Source organism: Massilia sp. UYP32, assembly GCF_050434365.1.
Lineage (GTDB): Bacteria > Pseudomonadota > Gammaproteobacteria > Burkholderiales > Burkholderiaceae_D > Telluria > Telluria timonae.
This window is the reverse complement of the sequence record NZ_JBNDIK010000006.1, coordinates 180,764-199,704: the sequence shown is the minus strand read 5'-3', so window position 1 is coordinate 199,704 and position 18,941 is coordinate 180,764. Positions and strand designations below refer to the sequence as shown.

Below are 18,941 nucleotides of genomic sequence, written 5' to 3'. Positions count from 1 at the left end.
GTTCTGCTGGGTACTGATTCACTGCGCGTCTTTGCTCCGCCCCCGGATGGATTAAAGTGATTCAAGTGACGCGACATCTATCCTGACAGAGGGGGCTTCTTCAATTTCTTCATAAAGGGCTCCTGTCGGTGCAACTCTACCAAACAAGAGTGTCCGAAAATCTCAGGCTACCTCACGCCAAGCGAGACCTGTTCGGCAAGACGGTGGTCAATGACAAGAACGAAAAGATCGGCAAGGTCGACGACCTGATCATTTCTCCAAGCAAGGCGGGTAACACGCCTGCGGCCTCGTTTGCGATTATCGGTGTGGGTGGGTTCCTGGGCATGGGCAAACGGGAGCTTGCCGTCCCGACGGAGCAGTTGAAGCTCCAAAATAAACAGCTGACCTTGCCTGGGGCGACGAAGGATGCGCTGAAGGCCTTGCCTCCGTTTGTGTACCAGAGCAGGTAACGTTGTCCTTCAGGTAATTTGCGAACTATTTTCCGCAGGGAGGAAGACGAGCTGAACGTGACCGGCACCGCACCACGCAGCCCGTGTGCTTTACTCAGGAATTAACGTTCACCACCAGCCGGCCACGCACCTTCCCGGCGAGCAGCTCCGGCGCATGGGCGAGCGCCTCCGCCAATCCGATTTCCTGCGTAATCGTTTCCAATTTATTGGCGTCCAGTTCGTTCGCCAGCCGCTCCCATGCTGCCACGCGTTTCGGCAGGGGTGCCATCACGCTGTCGATGCCGATCAGCTTGACGCTGCGCAGGATGAATGGCGCAACTGACGCCGGGAAATCCATCCCCTGGGCCAGCCCGCATGCCGTGACGGTGCCGCCATAACGGGTCTGTGCGACCGCATTGGCCAGCGTGTGTGAGCCGACGGAATCGACGACCCCGGCCCAGCGTTCCTTCTGCAGCGGCTTGCCGGGAGCGGACAGTGCCGCGCGATCGATGACCTCGACCGCGCCGAGGGACTTGAGGTAATCGGCCTCGGCCAGCTTACCGGTGGACGCGACCACGCGGTAGCCCCAGCCGGCGAGGATCGCAATCGCAATGCTGCCGACGCCGCCCGATGCGCCGGTCACTAGGATGTCGCCGCTGTTCTTGTCGACACCTTGCTCTTGCAGTGCCATCGCGCACAACATCGCGGTGTAGCCCGCCGTCCCGATTGCCATCGCGGTCCTGGCCGACATGCCCGGCGGCCGTGGGATCAGCCACCCGCCTTTCAGTTTGGCACGCTGCGACAGGCAACCCCAGTGCGATTCGCCGACACCCCAGCCGTTCAGGATGAATTCGTCGCCCGCCTTCCACTCCGGATGCGACGACGCAATGACCTCCCCGGCCCCATCGATGCCGGGCACCATCGGCCAGCTGCGCACGACAGGCGCCTTGCCTCTGATGGCCAGGCCGTCCTTGTAGTTAATTGTCGAATAGTCGACGCGAACTGTCACATCGCCATCGGCTGGTAACTGCGCGTCGTCGAGCTGGGTAACCTGGGCAGTGGTCGTGCCGTCATCGTTCTTGTTGAGCAGGATTGTTGTGAACATGCTGGATCTCCAAAAGTGCGTGGACCAAAGGCGGGTTCTGATGGGCCTGGATCAAACAAGATACTACACACCTGCCGGCACCGTGATCGTGCCGCCGTTCGATTCAGTGCGCGCTTGCAGCGGGCGCGGAACGACGATATCTTAAGACAGATTCATCGCGCAGGGTAAGATCATGGCAGATAGTGGCGGTAGCGCGGTTCTGTCGCGTTGTTCAGCGCAGCCCAGATTTCTCGTGCTGAACATAGCCGCGGCTTACACTGGACGGACCTGTCCTGCCAATGCATAAAACTGGTCGGCGCATGAGATGGGCGCCGCATCGACGGCGAACTGGCCCTTGCGGATCATGTGCATCAGCTCGATGCCGGCGAGCACGGCGCCAGCAGACCGGAACGATTTAAAGTTGAGCATCGGCCTGGTCACCCGTTTGATGGCGCGATGGTCCTGCTCGACGATGTTGTTGAGGTATTTGACTTGGCGCACCAGGATCGGTAGATCGCGGCCGGCATTGATTGCATCGATTGCCGCCTTGTTGGCACCACTCTTGTCCATCGCTACCTTGTCCGGATCGCCGTTCGCTCCCATGGCCTTGTCGAAGAAGCGCTTGGCCGCTGCCATGTCGCGCTTCGCTGTGAGCAGGAAGTCGACGGTCTTGCCCTGCTTGTCGACAGCGCGGTAGAGATATTTCCAGACGCCCTTGACCTTGATGTACGTCTCGTCCATACGCCAACTGCCGCTGACCGGGCGCTTGTGATTGCGGGCCAATTTCTCGATGAGCGGTAGGAAGCGGATTGCCCACCGGTTGATCGACGAATGGTCAACCGACACGCCGCGCTCTTCCATCATCTCTTCAAGGTGCCGGTAGCTCAGCGGCTAGGCCACATACCATCGGATGCAGACCACGATGACATCGACCGGGAAACGCATTCCTTTGAAGTTGAGCATGACAGGGCGTCCACAGTTTTGGGCGTCAAAGTTTACACGATCCCAATGACGGCTCCGCTAATGCGACAGAGCCGTCGTGCGGTACTTCTGTGGAGCTGGTTTCATCTGATCAGACTGCCAGACTTACGCGCTCTACGCTGGTCGGGCCTGATTTACGCAACAAAGCCGCTTTCAACAGTGCGCACTCGTGAAGAAATTTGTTATACCTTTCTTCCCTAACGCCGCTATTTGCGAAGAATTTACCCTCGTCCTGAAAGGAAAATCATGAAGGCACTCGTTTATAATGGTCCGTGCGACGTCCAAGTTAAAGACATGCCGGACGCCAAGATTGAAAAGCCGACTGACGTCTTGGTCCGTATCACGACAACTAACATCTGCGGGTCCGACCTGCACATGTACGAAGGCCGCACCAACATGGAAACGGGCCGTATTTTGGGCCACGAAAACATGGGTGAAGTCATCGAGGTCGGCAACGCCGTCGAACGCGTTAAGGTCGGCGACGTTGTCTGTCTACCGTTCAACATCGGCTGCGGCTTTTGCCAAAACTGCGAACGGGGCTTGTCCGGCTTTTGCCTTACGGCAAACCCAGGCACGGCCGGGGCTGCCTACGGTTTTGCCGGCATGGGTCCGTACAGCGGCGGCCAGGCCGAACTGCTACGGGTGCCGTTCGGCGATTACAACTGCTTGGTGCTGCCGGAAGACGCTAAGGAAAAGGAAAATGACTACGTGATGTTGTCGGACATTTTCCCGACCGGCTACCACGCTACCGAATTGGCTGGCCTCAAGCCGGGTGAATCGGTCGTGATCTACGGCGCCGGCCCGGTCGGCCTAATGGCGGCCATGTCTGCGTTCATTAAAGGCGCAAGCGAAGTTTTCGTCGTGGACACGCACAAGGATCGTTTGGCTCTGGCCGAAAAGATGGGCGCGGTGGCGATCGACGACACCGGAGGCGCCGGCGTCGAGAAAATCTTGAACCTTACTAACGGCGAAGGTGTCGACTGCGGCTGCGAATGCGTTGGTTATCAATGTTGCGACAAGCACGGTAAGGAAGTGCCAAATTTAACAATGAATAACTTGGTACAGACGGTCAAGCCTACTGGCGGCATTGGCGTAGTTGGTGTATTCATCCCACAAGATCCAAAGAGTCCAGACGCGTTAGGAAAGGAAGGTAAAATTGCCTTCGATTTCGGCAATTTTTGGCTCAAGGGTCAGAAGATTGGCACCGGCCAAGCCAACGTCAAGCATTACAACCGTTATTTGGCAAAATTGATCCATAAAGGTAAAGCAACGCCTTCGCAGATCATTTCACACCAGCTTGCATTAGATGATGCACCGAATGCCTATCGGAATTTTGATAAACGTGCGGAAGGGTGGACCAAAGTCGTGCTAAAACCTAATAAATAAAGAAAATATTATTTATTGGCGCATGTTAAAAGACGATTCGCAAATTCAAAGTAGACAATAGGTTCTACAATAAACGGTTAACTCGCGCAATTTTCTTTCATTTAGGGAGGTTAAAGAGAGAAAATTGCGCGGAAGAATTTTGCTAGTTTCCAATTCGATCAGCTTTGTTGCGTAAATCAGGCCCGACCAGTCTACCAGACCGTCAGCTTCCTCGCTGACCTAGCCTTGGTTTGTGCAACAAAGCCGGTTTGAGGCGGCTGATGTAGCCCAGCGACGAGTAGCCGGTGCCGAAATCGTCGATCGCCACCAGCACGCCCAGGTCTTTCAGCGCGGCCAGGGTGGCGCGGGTCTGCCCGGTGTCGGCCAGCTGGCTCTGCTCGGTGATCTCGATGCACAGGCGGCCCGGCGCCAGTCCGGTGGCGCGCAGCGCCGCCTCCACCACCGGCGCCAGGCGACCAGACTTGAACTGGGACGCGGTCACGTTCACGCCGATGCGCAGGCCGGCGCCGCCGTCCGCGTTCCAGCGCGCGGCCTGGCGGCAGGCCTCGCGGATGGTCCAGGCGCCGATCTCCTCGGCCATCGACGATTCTTCGAGCATCGGCAGGAACAGGTCGGGCATCAAGAGGCCCAGTTCGGGATGGTGCCAGCGCAGCAACGCCTCGGCGGCGGCCGGACGGCCGTCGGCCAGGGTCACGATCGGCTGGTAGAACATTTCGAGCTCGCCGCGCTCGAGGGCGGTGCGCAGGCCGGCCCCCAGCCGGACCCGCATTTCCATGCGCGCCGTGAGTTCGGGCCGGTAGAACTGGACGTTGTTTCGGCCTTCGCCCTTGGCCTGGTACAGGGCGCTGTCGGCGAAGCGCAGCAGCGTGCGGAAATCGCGGGCGTCCTCGGGGAACAGGCTCACCCCCATGCTGACCGCCAGGCGCACCTCGTGGCCGTTGAAGTGCAGCGGACGGCCGCATTCGAGCCGCAGCTTGTCGGTCAGCGCGATGACGTCGCGCGTGTCGGACACCTCGGACAACACCACCACGAACTCGTCTCCGCCCAGGCGCCCGACGATGTCGATCGCGCGCACGCTGTGGGCCAGGCGGCTCGCCAGCTCCTTGAGCACCACGTCGCCGGTCTCGTGGCCATAGGTGTCGTTGATGTGCTTGAAATAATCCAGGTCGATGAAGACCACCGCCAGGCGCGATCCGCGGCGGCGCGCCACGGCCAGCTCGCGCTCGACCTGCTCGCTCAGCATGGCGCGGTTGGCGACCCCGGTCAGGGCGTCGTGGTGGGCCAGGTGGGCCAGTTCTTCCTCGGCCCGCTTGCGCTCGGTGACGTCGTTCACCTGGATCAGGAAGTGCTGCGGTTCGTGGTCGGCCGGCAGCAAGGTGGCCGACACCAGCGCCCATACCGTGCGCCCGTCCCTGGGCCGGTAGCGCCGCTCGTACTGGACCGCGTCGCTGCGCCCGGCCAGCAGGTCTTGCTGGTACTCGCGTTCGATCGCATTGTCGCCGCTGTCGCCGAAAGCGTCCTGGACGGCGCCCACCAGCGCCTCGGCCGGCGCGCCCAGCAGGCGGCACATGGCGCGGTTGACGCGCGCGTAGCGGTTGTCGCGGTCCACCAGCGCCAGCCCGAGCGGCGCATTGTCGAAGGCGCTGCGAAAGCGCTGCTCGCTGTGCGCCAGGCGCAGCTCGGCCGCCACCCGTTCGCGCTCGTCGTGCAGCACGATCGCCGTGCCCATCGGATGGGAGCGTTCGTCGCAGATCGGGCCCGCCGAACAATCGACCGGGATGCGCTGGCCGGCGCCGGTCACCAGCATCGCCGCGCCGCTGCGGGCCGTGCAATCGTGGTGCGCCAGTCTAACCGTGCCGCCGGTATCGTCCTCCAGGCGCACGACCTCGGCGGCGCTGCGTCCGCGCAAGATCTCGGTGCCGAGCAGGCTTTCGGCGGCCGGGTTGGCCAGGCCGACCAGGCCGTCGGCGTCAAGGGCGATCACGGCGTCGCCCACCCCGTGCAGTACCGAGCTGAGCCAGCGCTCCTTGTCGCGCAGCGCGCGCTCGACCTCGGCCTTGCGCAGCGCGACCTCGATCACCGCGCGCAGTTCGCGTCCCTGGAACGGCTTGGTCAGGTAGCCGTAAGGCATGGCGCCGGCGGCGCGGTCGACGGTCTGGTCGTCGCTGTAGGCGGTCAGGAACAGGATCGGGATCTGCAGCTCGGCGCCGATGGCGGCGGCCGCCGCGATGCCGTCCATGTCGCCCCTGAGCACCACGTCCATCAGCACCAGGTCGGGCCGGTCGGCGCGCGCCCGCGCGATGGCGTCGCGGCCATTGTCGACGCAGCCGCAGACCCGGTAACCCATGTCGCGCAACTGGCCGGCGATGTCCATGGCGACCACGGCTTCGTCCTCGACCACCAGCAGGGCCGGCGCGTCCTGCGCGGCGCCGGGGAGGGATTGCAGCATACGGGTTCCTGGGTCGGTGGCGGCCTATTCGGGCGCCGCTGTATAGGTGCGATCATGGGTGCGATGGGTGGCCGGCGCGTGCCGGGACAAGGTGTTCGCAGCGTGGTCGAGGCCGCGCCTGCCGTTGGCCGGGGCATGAAAGACGAGCATGACGCAGGCGCCGTCGCGGTTCTCGAACACGAGCTCCGCATGCAACTGCTCGCTCAAGGCGGCAACTAGTCTTAGACCCAGCGTCTGGGGAGAAGTTCGATCGGCCTCGGGCGGCAGGCCGATGCCGTCGTCGTGGACGGTCAGCCGCAGCATCTGCTCGCTGGCATCGGCGCCCTCCCCGGCGTCCAGCGCCAGCGTCACCCGGATCGTGCCGCGCCGCCCGGCCGGGAAAGCGTGCTTGAGGCTGTTCGAGACGAGTTCGTTGAGCAGCAGGCCCAGCGGCACAGCGAGGTCCAGCCCGGCGTCGACCGGCGCCACCTGGAGCACCAGGGCGATGCCGCGGCGGTCGGCCCCATTGGCGCTGGCCAGCTGGTCGCACAGCTCGCGCACGTAGTCATCGAGGCGGATCGTGCCCAGGGTGCGTGACTGGTATAGGCGCTCGTGCACCAGCGACATGGCGCGGACCCGGTTGGCGGCCTCGGACAGGGCGCGCTGGGCGCGACCATCCTTGAGCGTGCGCGCCTGCAGGTTGAACAGGCTGATGATGAGCTGCAGATTGTTCTTGACCCGGTGGTACAGCTCCTTGAGCAAGGTGCTCTTGTCGTCCAGCGCCTGGCGCAGCGCTTCCTCCTGTTCCCAGCCGGCGCTGACGTCGCGCACGGTCACGATCAGGAGCGCACGCTCGAGCAGCGGATTGACCATGGCGTCGGCCGCGAAGGCCAGGCCGTCCTGGCGCAGGCCGCGCAGGTGGGTGGTGCCGGCCATGCCGCTCCGGGCCGGGGCGGCGCGCATGCGCTCGTACACCGAGGCCGGCGTCGCCCCGCTTTCCACCAGCAGCGCATCCAGCGCCAGCCCTTCCAGCGCGCCGGCAGCGTAGCCGAACATGCGCTCGGCCTGGACGTTGGTGCGGGTCACCCGGCCGCCTGGGCCGACCAGGAGGATGCCGTCCGGGGTCTCTTCGAAGATCCCGCGCAGGAAGGCTTCGCTGCGCTCGACCGCGCGCTTGGCTTCGCGCAGCACCCGTTCGGCGTGCTCGGCCTGGTCGCGCTGGATGGTGCGTTCGCGCAGCAGCGCCGCGGTCTGGACCAGGGCATGGCCGACGTCCAGCGCCTCGTCCAGGGGCAGCGGCGGCAGCACCACCTGTTCGCCGTGGCCGAGGGCGATGGCGGGACGCACCAGCCCGCGCAACGCCGCCTCGATGCGGGTGCCGATCAGCGCCACCAGCGCGGCCCCCAGCGCCAGCAAGCCACAACCGCCCACCACGATCCATTCCAGCGCGCGCCACAGGCTGGCGTTGAGCACGCTGCGCTGGAGGGCGATCGCCACCGTCCAGTCCGATAGCGAAGAGTGGCTGAACACGGTCACCAGGCCGGCGCCATCCTGCCCGGGTTCATCGACCGTGCCTTCCGGACCCAGCGCGAAACCGGCCGCCAGGGCCGAACTGGCGCGCCGGCCGACCTCGGCGCGGCGGGCCCGGCTGCTCCACACGATGCGCGCCTTGCCGTCGTAGATCGTCACAGTAGCGCCCGGCGGCGCCCGCTGGCGCTCGAGGATGGCGCCCAGGCGCTCGCCGAAGTATTGCATCGACAGCACGTAGCGCACCCGGCCGTCGCGCACCACCGGCACGTCGACGCTGCTCAGCAGGCGGTTGACGGTCGGCCCCACGTACAGGTCGGATACCTGCGGCCGGGCCGTCGCGAACACCTGCCGCACCTGCTCCGCGTTGCCATGCCGCGGCAGCGCCGCGCCGAACGGCAGGCCGGTATTGATCACCTGGTCCAGGCTGGTATCGGCGGCCACCAGCACATTGCCGGGCCGCGCGTGCAGCACCTCGATGGCCTGTGCGTGGAAGGCGCGCAGGTCGTGGGCGTCCAGGCTGGGCGAGGTCGCCAGCGCCTGGAGGGCGGCCTGGGCGCTGCTCAGCTCGCGGTCGATGGCCTGCATCAGCGCCCGCGCCACGTCCTGGGAGGCGCGTTCGATGCCGGCCCGCTCCCGGCCATAGGAATGCAGGAAAAGCGCGACCACCGCGATCGTGGTCGGGACGATGAAGGCCGCCAGCAGCAAGGCCAGCCATTGACGGATGGTCGGCGCGCGGCGACGGAAGGAGTATGGGGCGATGGGCTTGCCCTCCTGGTGGCTCCACCCTACGCCGCCGCGCCTCCCGATACAAGCAGGGTCAGCGGTTCTGGTAGCCGCCGAAGCGGGTCACCGGACTCCAGGCCGGAGACACCGCGGGCAGCGCAGGCGACAGGGTTTCGAACTGGCCGGCGCCGTACACGACCTGGCCGTTGACCACCGTCAGCAGGCTTTCCAGGTCCTTGATCTTCTCGACGTCCATGGTGAAATAATCCTGCGGCAACACGGCGAAGTCGGCGTACTGGCCCACGACCAGCCGGCCCTTGACGTCTTCTTCGCCGCTCATCCAGGCGCTGCCGCGGGTCATGAGTTGCAAGGCTTCGTGGCGCGACAGCACGTCTTTCGCCTGCCAGGTTGACAGTCCCCCGGCGGTCTTGCCGGTGACCGCCCAGTAGATCGACGGCCAGGGGCCGTAGCTGCTCACCCGCGTGCCGTCGGTGCCGAGGCCCACGGGCAGGCCGAGCTCGAGCATCTTGCGGATCGGCGGCAGTTGCCGGGTCTGGGCGCCATAACGCGCCCGGTAGGCCTCGCCCTGGAAGTACATGCGGTTCTGCACCGCCACCCCGCCGCCCAGCGCCTTGATGCGTTTCAGCTGCTCGTCGGTCACCGTCTCGGCGTGGTCGACGATCCAGCGCAGGCCGGCCAGGGGCGTGCTGCGGTTGACCTTTTCAATCACCGCCAGGTCGCGCTCGATGCTTTCGCCATAGGTGGCGTGGATGCGAAACGGCCAGCGGTTCGTCACCAGCAGGGTGACCACGCGCTCCAGCTCGTCTTCCATATGGTGCGGCAGGTCGGGCCGCGGCTCCAGGAAGTTCTCGAAGTCGGCCGCGCTCGAGACCAGGTTCTCGCCCGCGCCCTCGGTCGTGAAGCCGTTGGCATAGAACAGGTGGTCGTTGCGGTTCGGCTTCGTCATCCTGATCCAGCGCTCGTAGTCTTCCAGCTCCTTGCCGCCCTTCTGCGCGAACAGGTAGTACGCCGTGCGCACCGTCAGCTTGCCTTCTTTCGCCAGTTCGAGCGTCACGCCATAGTCGTCCGGATAGGCCTGGCCGCCTCCGCCGGCATCGACGGCGCTGGTCATTCCCAGCCGGTTCAGGTCGCGGTAAAAGTGCAAGGTCGAGTTGCGCTGGTCGGCGCGATCGAGCTTGTTGGTCCTGGCCAGGGTCGAGTACAGGATCATGGCGTTCGGCTTGGCCAGCAGCAGGCCGGTCGGCTTGCCGGCGGCGTCGAGTTCCAGCTCGCCGTCGAGGTACTTCGTCTGCCTGGTATAGCCGAGCGTCTCGATGCCTTTCCGGTTCAGGAAGGCCTTGCCATATAAATAGAGGATGAAGACCGGCCTGTCGGGCACCGCGGCATTGATCTCGGCCAGCGTGGGCAGGCGCTTTTCGGCGAACTGGTGCTCGCTCCAGCCGCCCACGACCTTGACCCACTGGCCCTCGGGCGTGCGCGCCGCCTGTTCCTTGAGCATCTCCATCGCCCGCTTCAGGCTGCGCACGCCATCCCAGCGCACTTCCATATTGTAGTTCAGGCCCGCGCGGATCACGTGGGTGTGGGAATCGTTCAGGCCCGGAATCACGGTGCGCCCGCCCACGTCGACGACCCGGGTGTCTTTCTGCCTGAGGCGCAGCACGCGCTCGTTGCTGCCGGCGGCGGCGATTTTGCCATCCTTGACCGCCAGTGCCTGGACAAATTCGCCCTCGGCGGCCATGGTGGCGATCTTGCCGTTGGTGACGATCAGGTCGGCCTGGGCCGCGGCAGTCGCGGCGGTCAGTAGTCCGGCGGCGAACAGTGCGAGCGCGAGTGGATTCATTGCTTGACTCCTTGTTGGTTGAGCAGCGTCCAGTATCGGTCGCCGTCGCCAATGTTGAAAAGCGGATAATTTTGACGATGGCATTCGATACCATCGATCGTTCCACCCGGCCAGGGTGCGCACGGCAGGCGCCCTGCGGCGTGCATGCAATCCGTGGCTGCGTCACAATGGCTTCACACGAACTGATCACTCAAAGGATGAGCATGAACATCACGGTCCAGAATACCGTCCCCGATACCGCGCGCATTACCCTGGTCGGCGAGCTGCAGGATGGCAGCTTCAAGGCAAAAGTGATGACCGAAACCGCTGTGCCCTACACGCCCTACTGGGATAACCTGCTCGAGCAACGCATCGTCTATATCCAGCCCGACGATGAACAGCTGGGTTCGATCGTGACGGCGCTCAACGAACGCCGTCTGTCACTCGACGAGTTGCAGAATTACGGCAGCTCGGACGGCGGGACCTCGTCGATCCCGGTCTGACCCTACAGGATGCCCTTGCCGTCCGCGCCGAGGATCTCGTCGTGGCGTTCCTTGTCGGTCTTGTGCAGATAGCCGGCGGTGGTGGCGATGTTGGCGTGGCCGGCGGTGTCCTGCAGGGTCTTGAGCTGCACCCCGCTGTTGGCGTGGTTGGTGAGCATGCTGTGACGTAGCCAGTGCGGCGACGCCTGGCGCAGCATGGCGGCGCTGTCGCCGTCGCCCCGGGCCGCCGCCTCGCTGGCGGCCAGCTGGAAGATCGCCTTCAGCGCCTCGGAGGCCGCTTCGTCGGTGACGCGCACGTGGTCGCGCGTGCGGCTCGACAGCACCAGCGGCATGTGGTCGCCGCGGCTGGTCTGCTCCAGCAGGCCGAAGGCGCGCCGGTAATCGCGGTAGGCGGCCAGCGTGGCCGGCGGCACCGGCAGCCGGCGCGGCTTGTTGCCCTTGCCCAGGACGTCGAGCCACCAGCGGCCGTCGCCCTCGCTGTAGATCGAACCCATGCGCGCGCCGACGATTTCATTGAGGCGCGCCCCGGTCTGGGCGAAGGCGATCAGCAGGAAGCGGTCGCGGGCGCGCTGGCGCGCCGCGGCGTCGGAATCGGCGTCGCGCGCCTCGGCCGCGGCCAGCGCATAGGCCAGCGCGGCCGGGGTCAGGTAGCGCGTGATGCGGCCGGCATGCGGCGCCCGCACATTGCGCACCAGGCGCGCCGGATTGCGGCGCAGGTAGCCGGTGTGCTCGGCGAACGCCAGCAAGCCCTTGATGGCGATCATCGACTGGCGCCGGCTGGTGTCGGACAGCGGGCCCGAGAACGGGCGGTAGCGCGGATCGTTGCGTGGCCACTTGGTCGTGCACACCCACTCGGCCGGCGGGTTGCGGATGAACTCCTTGTAGGCGTTCAGGTCGGCCACGTTCAGCTGCTGGAAGGTCTTCTGCGCTTCTTCGCGGCACCAGGTCAGGAAGCGGTACAGTTCTTTCTGCAGGTTGGCGATCGACTTGGGACTCAGTTCGCCATGCGAGATGTATTCGCGCGCCAGTTCGGCGTCGTTGCGGGCCGACGTGACCGGTTCGTCGTGCACGCCGGAGAAGATGCCCGTGTCCGGACGACTCGCCGCCGCCCGGTCCGGATGTTCCGTGGGCAGCGGGTCGAGGTCGATCGGCAGGAAGACGGGCATGGTGGTGCGACAAAGAACTGTATGGATATACAGTATAGCACCACGTCTCCGGGTGAGGAAGGGATATCGGACAGATCCGTATCAAGCGGCCGCAGCCATGCGCCGGCAGGCGTCGGCGCACGCGCGGCAGGCGGCCGCGCATGCCTGGCAGTGGTCCATCGGGTGCTTTGCGCATTCCCCGGCGCAGCGCTCACAGGCCTCGGCGCACACCCCGCACAGCGCCGCGGCGATCTCACCGCCGCGCGCCATGACCGCCGCCGCCAGGCGGCACAGCTGGGCGCAATCGATGTCGAGGGCGATGCAGCGCGCCATCATCTTGACGTCTTCCTCGCTCAAACAGGCGGCGGCGCAGCGGTCGCAGGCGTCGGCACAGGCGTTGCAGGCCGCGATGCAGGCGGCGTAGTCAGGTTTTTCCATGGCAGTCTCCAGAAATGGTCGATGGAGCTACCCTAGCATTCGAGCCGCGGCGCTCGCGCACGATACCTGCGAGCATGCTCATGCGCCACCCTCCTACAGCGCCTGCCCACCGCCGCCGATACCCGCACCGCTCCCGGAGCGTCACAATTGCGCATCACACACCAACTCGACAGGAGGCGCAGATGACCCAGTCCACATCGACACCCCAGGGCAAACCCGACGACGGCAGCGTGACCGTCGGCGTCGGCGGCCTGACCAGCGGCCAGCAAGGCGCCACGCCCAGCCACGAGAGCCAGACCGAGACCGGCGGCAACGGCGGACCGGGCCTCACCCGCAACCAATCGGGACCCTACGTCAACGCGCCCGACGGCACGGCAGACACGGCGCCGGACGCAGCCGCCACCAACGTCGAGACGCGCGATGCGGCGCCGCGCACCGAGTCGGTGGATGCGGCCATGACCCATGCCAATCCGGGCGCCCAGGATACCCGCGCCAGCCAGGCGGGACCAAGGGAAACCGGGCTGGGGGCGCGCGAGACGGGCGGCAACCAGGACGAAAGGGACTTGCCGCCGACCCAGCCCTGATCAGGCGCCGGCTTCGCGTCTGGCCAGCCTGGTCCACCAGACCCAGGACACGATCGCATTGACCCAGAAGCACAGGTAGAGAAAGGCCGTGAGGTGCAGCCCGCGGCTGTAGTACAGCGGCACGGCGATCGTATTGACCAGCAGCCAGACCGGCCAATTCTCGATCCGGCGCTGCATCATGAGCAGTTGGGCGATGACGCTGAACACCAGCACCGCCGAATCGATGAAGGGCGCGTAGGCGTTCGTATGGAAATGCAGCAAGGCGCCGTAGGCGGCGGTGGCGGTGATCCCGGCCGGGATCATCCATGCCAGGCTGCGCCAGCCGGCGTGGGTGATCGGCAGCGGCGCGCCGTTATTGCCGCGCAACCAGCGCCACCAGCCCAACACCCCGGTGCCGACGAAGAACATCTGCAGCACGACGTCGGCATACAGCCGGTTCCGGGCGAACAGCAGGCCGAACAGCGCGCAGCCGACGATGCCGGTCCACCAGGTATGGACGTTGTTGCGGCCGGCCAGCAGGATGGCGGCGGCCGTGAAGGCGTTGGCCGCCAGTTCGAGCGGGCTGGTCATCGTATGCGCTCCAGAATTCGGGAGCGCTACTGTAAGGCACGTATGTGCCCTACTGCAAGAACTACAGCTTGATGGTGCCGTGCTCGCCGTCCACGTCCGGCTGGGTGCCGGTCACGGCCGCCTTGGCCATGGCGAACAGGCGCACCATCTTGCTGTCGTTCGAATCCCAGTATTCGGCCGCGTGCGGATCGACCCGCACCAGCACCGCGTGCTGGTCTTCCGGGCCGGCCGGGAACCAGGCCTGGACCATCGGATTCCAACGGGCCTGGACTTGCGCGCGGTCGACCACGCGCTCGGCGCGGCCGCTGACCGACACATAGGTGCTGTTTTCGTTGTCGGCGAAGCTGACGTTGACCTCGGGCTGGTGCGCAATGCTGTCCCACAGCTCGGTCGTGGAATTGACGAAGAACCAGAGGCCGCCCTCGGCGTCGACGTCCTGCTTGGTCATCGGCTGGCTGACCAGGTGGTCATACCCGTCGCGGAAGGTGAACATGGCGAAGCGCATCGAGCCGATCCGGTCGGCGAGCGCGGCTGCGTGGTGGCGGTCTGCGGTCATGGCGTGTCCTTGATGGATGAGTAAAACCCCATCCTAGACGGCCGGGCCGCGCCTTTCGGTGCGCAGCCGTACAGTGGCGGCCCTCGGCAAGCCTGACGGCGAGCCTGACGTAAGGATGACAAATCGCTTATAGTGATGCCTCTGTACAAATTTGACATTGCCATGAAATTTGACGTCGCGATCGTCGGCAGCGGCCTGGCCGGCCTGTCCGTTGCCCTGCACCTGGCCCAGACCCGCAAGGTCGCCATCATCTCCAAGCGGGCACTGCTCGATGGCGCGAGCAGCTGGGCCCAGGGCGGGATCGCCGCCGTGCTCGATTCGGGCGACAGTCACGACCAGCACATCGACGACACCCTGGTCGCCGGCGCCGGCCTGTGCGACGAAGGCGCCACGCGCTATATCGTCGAACATGGCCGCGCCGCCATCGAATGGCTGATCGACCAGGGGGTGCCGTTCACCCGTGACGCCACGGCCGAGCTGGGCTTCCATCTGACCCGCGAAGGCGGCCACAGCCAGCGCCGCATCATCCACGCCGCCGACGCCACCGGCCACGCGGTGCAGGTGACCCTCGAACAGAAAGTGCGCGCCCATCCGAACATCGCGTTGTTCGAGCACCATGTGGCGATCGACGTCATCACTTCCGACAAGCTGGGCCCCGACGGCGTCCATGCGGGCGCGCCGGCGCTGGTCGGCCAGCCGCGCTGCCACGGCCTGTACGTGCAGGACATCGAGAGCGGCAAGGTGCTGACCTTCGAGGCCGAACACACGGTGCTGGCCACTGGCGGCGCCGGCAAGGTCTACCTGTACACGACCAATCCCGACACCGCCACCGGCGACGGCATCGCCATGGCGTGGCGCGCCGGCTGCCGGGTGTCGAACATGGAATTCATCCAGTTTCACCCGACCTGCCTGTACCACCCCTATGCCAAATCGTTCCTGATCACCGAGGCGATCCGCGGCGAAGGCGGCTTGCTCAAGCTGCCGCACGAAGCCGGCCCGCTTGCGGGCGCCCGCTTCATGCCGGCCCACGATGAGCGCGGCGAGCTGGCGCCGCGCGACGTGGTCGCCCGCGCCATCGACTTCGAGATGAAGAAGCGCGGCCTGGATCACATGGACCTGGACATCAGCCACCAGGACCCGGAGTTCCTCAAGGAGCACTTCCCGACCATTTACGCGCGCTGCCTGGAGCTGGGCATCGACATCACGCGCGAGCCGATCCCCGTGGTGCCGGCCGTGCACTTCACCTGCGGCGGCGTGGTCACCGACCTGGCCGGGCGCACCGACATCCCCGGCCTGTATGCGGTGGGCGAGACCGCCTGCACCGGCCTGCACGGCGCCAACCGCCTGGCCAGCAATTCGCTGCTCGAATGCGTGGTGGTGGGGCGCGCCTGCGCCGAGCACATCGCGGGAAGCAGCCCGGTCGAGCATCCGGCCTTGCCGGCCTGGGACGAGAGCCGCGTCACCAACGCCGACGAAGAAGTGGTCATCGCCCACAACTGGGACGAGCTGCGCCGCTTCATGTGGAACTACGTCGGCATCGTGCGCACCACCAAGCGCCTCGAGCGCGCCGAGCACCGCATCAAGCTGCTCAAGGAAGAGATCGACGAGTACTACCGCAACTTCCGCATCACGCCCGACCTGCTGGAGCTGCGCAACCTGGTCGAGGTGGCGCACCTGATCGTCAAGAGCGCGCTGTCGCGCCACGAGAGCCGCGGCCTGCATTATTCGCGCGACTTCCCGGACACGCTGCCGAAGGCGCTGCCGAGCGTCCTGACGCCGCGGCGCGGCTGAGATGTCGACGCCCGGCTATCGGCTGACCCCGGCCACCGCCCTGCTCCTGACCGTCCCGCCCGTGCTGTGGGCCGGCAACGCCATCGTCGGACGCCTGGTGCGCGACGCGGTGCCGCCGATGACGCTCAACCTGATCCGCTGGTCGATCGCGCTCGCCGTCCTGCTGCCGCTGGGCCGGGCCGTCCTGCGCGCCGATTACGGCGTGCTGGCCAACTGGAAGCGCTACAGCATGCTCGGCCTGCTGGGCGTCGGCCTGTACAACTCGCTGCAATACCTGGCGCTGCAAAGTTCGTCGCCGATCAACGTGACCCTGGTCGCCTCCGGCGTGCCGGTGTGGATGCTGCTGGTCGGGCGGCTGTTCTTCAACGTGCCGGTCAAGCGCAAGCAGGTCGTCGGGGCGGCGCTGTCGATCGCCGGCGTGCTGGTCGTGATGTGTCGCGGCTCGCTGGCCGAGCTGGCGGCGCTGCGGCTGGTGGCGGGCGACCTGTACATGATCCTGGCCACCATCGCCTGGTCGTTCTATAGCTGGCTGCTGATGCAGCAAAAGGACGTGCCGGCGCTGCGCGCGGACTGGGCCGCCTTCCTGCTGGCCCAGGTCGGGTTCGGTGTGCTGTGGTCGGGCGCGCTGGCCGGCGGCGAATGGGCGGTCGAGGACGTGCACATCGCCTGGAGCTGGCCGCTCGCCGCCGCCCTGCTGTACGTGGCGATCGGGCCGGCCATCATCGCCATGCGCTGCTGGGGCGCGGGCGTGCAGCGCGCCGGGCCGAGCCTGGGCGCGTTCTTCATCAACCTGACGCCGCTGTTCACGGCGCTGCTGTCGTCCGCGTTTCTCGGCGAGGCGCCGCACCTGTATCATGTGCTGGCATTCGGCATGATCGTTGGCGGGATCGCCGTATCCGCCAGATGAGCGCGGCGCGCTGATGCGGGGAATCGTGTGTGGCGTCCGGATGGCCGATGTTACGATCCCATGCATGGGAGGAAAGCATTGGAGGAAGGAGCGGCATGGCAGAAGGTCTCAGCATTCACGAGGGCGTCGGGGCATTGGCCGCGTTCCTGGCCAGGCACCCGCGCACGCTGGTCCTGACCGGCGCCGGCCTGTCGACCGCTTCCGGCATCCCCGATTACCGCGACCGTGACGGCGTGCGCCGCGGCCGCCTGCCGATCCAGGGGCCCGAATTCCGGCGCGACGTGGCGGTCCAGCGCCGCTACTGGGCGCGCAGCATGGTCGGCTGGCCGCTGCTGGCGCGCGCCCGGCCCAACGACGGGCACCGGGCGCTGGCCGCCCTCGAGGCGGCCGGCAAGCTCGGTTTCATCCTGACCCAGAACGTCGACGGCCTGCACCAGCAGGCCGGCAGCCACGCGCTGCTCGAATTGCACGGCAATATCCATTATGTGAGCTGCCTGGCCTGCGATGCACGCTTTCCGCGCGCCTTCGTCCAGACCCAACTGGAGTTCGCCAACCCGGCCCTGCTGCAGGCGATGGCCACGCCGCTGCCCGACGGCGACGCCGCGCTCGATCCGGACGCCGTCACCGGCGTGGCCATTCCGGCGTGCGTGCACTGCGGCGGGGTCTTGATGCCCGACGTCGTTTTTTTCGGCGACAACGTGCCGCCGGCGCGCACCGCCTGCGCGCTGGCGCAGATGGAGGCGGCCGATGCGCTGCTGGTGGTCGGCTCGTCGCTGATGGTGTATTCGGGCTTTCGCTTCTGCCGGTTGGCGCAGGCGGCGGGCAAGCCGATCGCCGCCATCAACCTCGGCCGCACCCGCGCCGACGACATGCTGGCGCTGAAACTCGAAGCCTCGGCCGAACACATCCTGCCGCAGGTGGCGCAACTGCTGGACGCGCACCGGCCTGCGCCGCCATCCGACCTCATCGACCATAGGGGGACCATGTGACATCGAATCTTCGCGGCGCAAGCTCCGGCCGCCGCTTGTCGACCGGTGCCGCGCTTGCCGGCATCGGCCTCCTGGCTTCGTGGCTGTTCGTGCGCGCCAGGACCCGGCGCGCCGAACAGGCGCATCCTCCCGCCGGCCGCTTCATCACGGTCGACGGTGTGCGCCTGCATTACCTGGAGCGCGGAACGGGCCCGGCGCTGGTGCTATTGCACGGCAATGGCGTCGACGCCACCGACTGGGAGCACAGCGGCGTGCTGGACGCCGCCGCCGAGCATTACCGGGTGATCGCCTTCGACCGCCCCGGATTCGGCTACAGCGAACGGCCGCGCACCACGGTCTGGACACCCGACCGACAAGCGCGCCTGCTGCACCACGCCTTGCAGGAACTGCAGGTCGACAGCGCGATCGTCGCGGGCCACTCCTGGGGCACGCTGGTGGCGCTCGCCATGGGCCTGCAGGTGCCGGACTTCGTGCGGGGACTGGTGCTGGTCTCGGGTTACTACTATCCGAGCGTGCGCATGGACGTGATGGTCGGCGCGCCGCCGGCCCTGCCGCTGGTGGGCGACGCACTGCGCTATACGGTGGCGCCGCTGGCCGGACGGCTGATCTGGCCAGCCGCGATCGGGCGCGCATTCGCCCCGCTGCCGGTGTCCGAGCGTTTCCGCGCGATGTCGCCGTGGATGTCCCTGCGGCCCGGGCAGTTGCGGGCGAATGCCGCCGACAGCAGCCTGATGGTGCCGGCGACGATGTCCCTGGCGCGGCGCTTCGGCAGGTTGAAGGTACCCGTGCAGATCCTGTCAGGCACCCAGGACGGGGTCTGCGATTGCGCCCACAATGCCGAGCGGCTGCACGCGGCGCTGCGCCACAGCGAACTGTCGGTCACGCCCGGCGTGGGCCATATGCTGCACTACGCCGAACCGGGCAAGGTGCTGGGGGCCATCGATGCGATCGCGGCCCAGGTGGGAGAGCCGTCCCATTTGCCGTCGGCGCGCGTCAATGCGCTGGCTGCAGCCGGCGAGAGCGGCGTTTGAATTGACGACACAATGGGCAGCCGCAAA

General features: G+C 66.3%; 16 protein-coding genes and 1 pseudogene. 8 read left to right on the top strand and 9 right to left on the bottom strand.

What is annotated here, in order from left to right; genetic code table 11:
* The first annotated feature begins 149 nt into the window (after positions 1-149).
* The gene (locus tag ABIB42_RS06855) at positions 150-449 is read left to right on the top strand and encodes a PRC-barrel domain-containing protein (protein WP_051205187.1); all 300 of its coding nucleotides are present in this window, start codon (positions 150-152) and stop codon (positions 447-449) included.
* Between the two features lie 94 nt (positions 450-543).
* Here the strand turns inward: ABIB42_RS06855 and ABIB42_RS06850 are convergent, their stop codons facing one another.
* The gene (locus tag ABIB42_RS06850; protein WP_429248122.1) at positions 544-1,533 is read right to left on the bottom strand and encodes an MDR family oxidoreductase; all 990 of its coding nucleotides are present in this window, start codon (positions 1,531-1,533) and stop codon (positions 544-546) included.
* Positions 1,534-1,785: 252 nt separating this feature from the next.
* Positions 1,786-2,475: pseudogene (locus ABIB42_RS06845) on the bottom strand (IS6 family transposase).
* A 264-nt stretch (positions 2,476-2,739) separates the two neighbouring features.
* Between ABIB42_RS06845 and ABIB42_RS06840 the strand changes: the two are divergent.
* Entirely contained in the window at positions 2,740-3,879 is a 1,140-nt protein-coding gene (locus tag ABIB42_RS06840; protein WP_005670853.1) for a glutathione-independent formaldehyde dehydrogenase, read from the top strand.
* A gap of 202 nt (positions 3,880-4,081) precedes the next feature.
* Here the strand turns inward: ABIB42_RS06840 and ABIB42_RS06835 are convergent, their stop codons facing one another.
* The 3 genes from ABIB42_RS06835 to ABIB42_RS06825 form a co-directional block, all read right to left on the bottom strand.
* Positions 4,082-6,328, bottom strand: coding sequence for a two-component system response regulator (locus tag ABIB42_RS06835; RefSeq protein WP_429248121.1), 2,247 nt, complete (start codon positions 6,326-6,328; stop codon positions 4,082-4,084).
* A gap of 24 nt (positions 6,329-6,352) precedes the next feature.
* Positions 6,353-8,542, bottom strand: coding sequence for a histidine kinase dimerization/phosphoacceptor domain -containing protein (locus tag ABIB42_RS06830; RefSeq protein ID WP_429248120.1), 2,190 nt, complete (start codon positions 8,540-8,542; stop codon positions 6,353-6,355).
* Between the two features lie 112 nt (positions 8,543-8,654).
* Positions 8,655-10,421: an amidohydrolase gene (locus ABIB42_RS06825; protein ID WP_005670845.1), complete on the bottom strand. Its 1,767-nt coding sequence runs from the start codon at positions 10,419-10,421 to the stop codon at positions 8,655-8,657.
* A 203-nt stretch (positions 10,422-10,624) separates the two neighbouring features.
* Here ABIB42_RS06825 and ABIB42_RS06820 point away from each other — a divergent pair, with 203 nt between their 5' ends.
* Positions 10,625-10,903 carry a hypothetical protein gene (locus tag ABIB42_RS06820; protein WP_005670844.1) on the top strand — a complete coding sequence of 93 codons (279 nt, stop codon included), beginning with the start codon at positions 10,625-10,627 and terminating at the stop codon, positions 10,901-10,903.
* A 2-nt stretch (positions 10,904-10,905) separates the two neighbouring features.
* On the opposite strand, the gene ABIB42_RS06815 is transcribed toward ABIB42_RS06820, so the two are convergent.
* Both ABIB42_RS06815 and ABIB42_RS06810 read right to left on the bottom strand, forming a co-directional pair.
* Positions 10,906-12,069, bottom strand: coding sequence for a tyrosine-type recombinase/integrase (locus ABIB42_RS06815; RefSeq protein ID WP_005670842.1), 1,164 nt, complete (start codon positions 12,067-12,069; stop codon positions 10,906-10,908).
* A gap of 81 nt (positions 12,070-12,150) precedes the next feature.
* Positions 12,151-12,486 carry a four-helix bundle copper-binding protein gene (locus tag ABIB42_RS06810; RefSeq protein WP_005670841.1) on the bottom strand — a complete coding sequence of 112 codons (336 nt, stop codon included), beginning with the start codon at positions 12,484-12,486 and terminating at the stop codon, positions 12,151-12,153.
* Between the two features lie 182 nt (positions 12,487-12,668).
* On the opposite strand from ABIB42_RS06810, the gene ABIB42_RS06805 reads away from it, so the two are divergent.
* On the top strand, positions 12,669-13,070 hold the full coding sequence (locus ABIB42_RS06805) for a hypothetical protein (protein WP_005670839.1): 402 nt from the start codon (positions 12,669-12,671) through the stop codon (positions 13,068-13,070).
* Here ABIB42_RS06805 and pnuC read toward each other — a convergent pair whose 3' ends face one another.
* Complete coding sequence (pnuC, locus tag ABIB42_RS06800) at positions 13,071-13,640, bottom strand: nicotinamide riboside transporter PnuC (protein ID WP_005670838.1); 570 nt, start codon at positions 13,638-13,640, stop codon at positions 13,071-13,073.
* A gap of 61 nt (positions 13,641-13,701) precedes the next feature.
* On the bottom strand, positions 13,702-14,196 hold the full coding sequence (locus tag ABIB42_RS06795) for a pyridoxamine 5'-phosphate oxidase family protein (protein WP_005670836.1): 495 nt from the start codon (positions 14,194-14,196) through the stop codon (positions 13,702-13,704).
* Between the two features lie 162 nt (positions 14,197-14,358).
* Between ABIB42_RS06795 and nadB the strand changes: the two genes are divergently transcribed.
* The 4 genes from nadB (at position 14,359) to ABIB42_RS06775 (ending at position 18,914) form a co-directional block, all read left to right on the top strand.
* Positions 14,359-15,987: an L-aspartate oxidase gene (nadB, locus tag ABIB42_RS06790; protein WP_429248119.1), complete on the top strand. Its 1,629-nt coding sequence runs from the start codon at positions 14,359-14,361 to the stop codon at positions 15,985-15,987.
* Position 15,988: 1 nt separating this feature from the next.
* The gene (locus ABIB42_RS06785) at positions 15,989-16,894 is read left to right on the top strand and encodes a DMT family transporter (protein ID WP_429248118.1); all 906 of its coding nucleotides are present in this window, start codon (positions 15,989-15,991) and stop codon (positions 16,892-16,894) included.
* Between the two features lie 95 nt (positions 16,895-16,989).
* Positions 16,990-17,883: an NAD-dependent protein deacetylase gene (locus ABIB42_RS06780; protein WP_429248117.1), complete on the top strand. Its 894-nt coding sequence runs from the start codon at positions 16,990-16,992 to the stop codon at positions 17,881-17,883.
* Positions 17,884-17,918: 35 nt separating this feature from the next.
* Positions 17,919-18,914, top strand: a complete 996-nt coding sequence (locus tag ABIB42_RS06775; RefSeq protein ID WP_429248116.1) for an alpha/beta fold hydrolase — start codon at positions 17,919-17,921, stop codon at positions 18,912-18,914.
* Positions 18,915-18,941: the final 27 nt, after the last annotated feature.

What these genes read in the sequence shown, in the direction of transcription:
- ABIB42_RS06780 (WP_429248117.1), top strand. Translation starts at nt 16,990, where the DNA reads ATGGCAGAAGGTCTCAGCATTCACGAGGGCGTCGGGGCATTGGCCGCG.
- ABIB42_RS06785 (WP_429248118.1), top strand. Translation starts at nt 15,989, where the DNA reads ATGTCGACGCCCGGCTATCGGCTGACCCCGGCCACCGCCCTGCTCCTG.
- ABIB42_RS06850 (WP_429248122.1), bottom strand. Translation starts at nt 1,533, where the DNA reads ATGTTCACAACAATCCTGCTCAACAAGAACGATGACGGCACGACCACT.
- ABIB42_RS06795 (WP_005670836.1), bottom strand. Translation starts at nt 14,196, where the DNA reads ATGACCGCAGACCGCCACCACGCAGCCGCGCTCGCCGACCGGATCGGC.
- ABIB42_RS06835 (WP_429248121.1), bottom strand. Translation starts at nt 6,328, where the DNA reads ATGCTGCAATCCCTCCCCGGCGCCGCGCAGGACGCGCCGGCCCTGCTG.
- ABIB42_RS06840 (WP_005670853.1), top strand. Translation starts at nt 2,740, where the DNA reads ATGAAGGCACTCGTTTATAATGGTCCGTGCGACGTCCAAGTTAAAGAC.
- ABIB42_RS06810 (WP_005670841.1), bottom strand. Translation starts at nt 12,486, where the DNA reads ATGGAAAAACCTGACTACGCCGCCTGCATCGCGGCCTGCAACGCCTGT.
- ABIB42_RS06815 (WP_005670842.1), bottom strand. Translation starts at nt 12,069, where the DNA reads ATGCCCGTCTTCCTGCCGATCGACCTCGACCCGCTGCCCACGGAACAT.
- ABIB42_RS06825 (WP_005670845.1), bottom strand. Translation starts at nt 10,421, where the DNA reads ATGAATCCACTCGCGCTCGCACTGTTCGCCGCCGGACTACTGACCGCC.
- ABIB42_RS06805 (WP_005670839.1), top strand. Translation starts at nt 12,669, where the DNA reads ATGACCCAGTCCACATCGACACCCCAGGGCAAACCCGACGACGGCAGC.
- pnuC (WP_005670838.1), bottom strand. Translation starts at nt 13,640, where the DNA reads ATGACCAGCCCGCTCGAACTGGCGGCCAACGCCTTCACGGCCGCCGCC.
- ABIB42_RS06820 (WP_005670844.1), top strand. Translation starts at nt 10,625, where the DNA reads ATGAACATCACGGTCCAGAATACCGTCCCCGATACCGCGCGCATTACC.
- nadB (WP_429248119.1), top strand. Translation starts at nt 14,359, where the DNA reads ATGAAATTTGACGTCGCGATCGTCGGCAGCGGCCTGGCCGGCCTGTCC.